We start from the raw sequence: 1,794 nt of genomic DNA on the forward strand, positions 1-1,794 counted from the left end.
GCGGCGCATCGGCGCTCTGGCCGCCGACACGCGCCGCGTGGCCGAGCTGCCCGACCCGGTGGGCGAGGAGCTGGAGAGCCGGCTGCTGCCCAACGGGATGCGCCTGGTGCGCCGCCGGACGCCCATCGGCGTCATCGGCGTGATCTACGAGGCGCGGCCCAACGTCACCATCGACATTGCCGCGCTATGCCTGAAGACGGGCAACGCCGCCATCCTGCGCGGCGGGCGCGAGACGCTGCGCACGAATCTGGCGCTGGTAGGCGTCATCCAGGCGGCGCTGGCGCGCTGCGGGCTGCCGGAAGCGGCGGTGCAGGTCATCGCCGACCCCGACCGCGCCCTGGTGGCGGAACTGCTCCATCTCGACCGGTACGTGGACATGATCATCCCTCGCGGCGGCGCGGCGCTGCACCGGCTGTGCCGCGAGCAGAGCCGCATCCCGGTCATCACCGGCGGGCTGGGCATCTGCCACATCTACGTGGACGAGAGCGCCGACCTGGAGCGGGCGGTGGACATCATCGAGAATTCTAAGGTACAGCGGCCGAGCGTCTGCAACGCGCTGGACACGCTGCTCGTGCATCCGGCTGTGGCCGGGCGGCTGCTGCCGGCCGTGTCGCGCCGGCTGGCCGGCCGCGGCGTGGAACTGCGGGCGGCCGAGAACGCGCTGCCCTTCCTGCAAGGGGCGAGCGGCGGGGCGCGCGTCGTTCCCGCCGGGCCGGAGGACTTCGACACGGAGTGGATGGCGCTCATCCTGGGGGTGAAGCTCGTCGGCGGGCTGGACGAGGCCATTGACCATATTCAGGCCCACAGCACGGAGCACACCGACGCCATCCTGACCAACGACCTGGCCAACGCGACGCGCTTCGTGAACGAGGTCACGTCGTCGGCCGTCTTCGTCAACGCCAGTACACGCTTCAACGACGGCGGGCAGTTCGGCCTGGGGGCGGAAGTGGCGGTCAGCACGCAAAAGCTCCACGCTCGCGGCCCGATGGGGCTGGAGGCGCTGACGACGTATAAGTGGATTGGGTATGGGGATGGGCAGGTGAGGGAGTAGGGGCGCACCTGCGTGTGCGCCCTGCGACAGATACGCAGGTGCGCCTTCGGGCAGACACGCAGGTCTGCCCCTACTGACCAATGACCATGACCACCCTATTGGAAACCGCCATTCGCATCGCCCTCGACGCCCACGCCGGGGAGACGGACAAGGCGGGGCAGCCGTACATCCTGCACCCGCTGACGCTGATGCTCCAGATGCGCACGGATGAGGAGCGCATCGTCGCCGTGTTGCACGACGTGGTGGAGGACAGCGCCGTGACGCTGGATGATCTGGCGCGGGCGGGATTCGGCGCGGCGGTGCTGGAGGCGCTGGCGCTGCTGACCCACGACACGGCGGCCACGGCCTACGACGACTACATCGCCGCGCTGGCCGGCAACCCGCTGGCGCGGGCGGTCAAGCTGGCCGATCTGGCCCACAACATGGACGTGCGCCGCCTGCCGGCGGAGATGACATTGCAAGATTGGGGGCGGCTGGCAAAGTACCGGCGGGCGTGGGCGTATCTGAGCCGGACTCAGTAGCCGGCCCAGAGTTCGCGGCAATTCAGATCGTCGCAGGCAGTCAGGGTTTTCTGCAGCATGGGCAGCCAGACGTGCTGCCATTCCCAATCGATGCCGCCGCGACACCACTCCGTGGCAACGTAGACGCCCATCGCCGCCGACAGCCGGTAATCCTCCACCAGTCGCGTCCACGGGTAGTCGCGGACGCCGCGCGCGGCGAGTTGCTCGTGATAGTGCCGGAGC

General features: G+C 69.5%; 2 protein-coding genes and 1 pseudogene. 2 read left to right on the forward strand and 1 reads right to left on the reverse strand.

The window, feature by feature from the left end; genetic code table 11:
* Together ACE3UY_RS23340 and ACE3UY_RS23345 are read left to right on the forward strand one after the other, a co-directional pair.
* Window positions 1-1,051, forward strand: a 1,051-nt coding sequence (locus ACE3UY_RS23340) for a glutamate-5-semialdehyde dehydrogenase (RefSeq protein WP_374689865.1), incomplete at its 5' end; no start/stop codon positions are given.
* An 86-nt stretch (window positions 1,052-1,137) separates the two neighbouring features.
* Window positions 1,138-1,572 carry a GTP pyrophosphokinase gene (locus tag ACE3UY_RS23345; RefSeq protein ID WP_374689866.1) on the forward strand — a complete coding sequence of 145 codons (435 nt, stop codon included), beginning with the start codon at window positions 1,138-1,140 and terminating at the stop codon, window positions 1,570-1,572.
* On the opposite strand, the pseudogene ACE3UY_RS23350 reads toward ACE3UY_RS23345, so the two are convergent.
* Window positions 1,566-1,794 (reverse strand): annotated as a pseudogene (locus ACE3UY_RS23350) (hypothetical protein); the annotation flags it as partial. The gene ACE3UY_RS23345 and the pseudogene ACE3UY_RS23350 sit on opposite strands and share 7 nt — an antisense overlap.

The organism is Promineifilum sp. (SeqCode) (genome assembly GCF_041918635.1).
Classification (GTDB): Bacteria; Chloroflexota; Anaerolineae; order Promineifilales; family Promineifilaceae; genus Promineifilum.

What these genes read in the sequence shown, in the direction of transcription:
- ACE3UY_RS23345 (WP_374689866.1), top strand. Translation starts at nt 1,138, where the DNA reads ATGACCACCCTATTGGAAACCGCCATTCGCATCGCCCTCGACGCCCAC.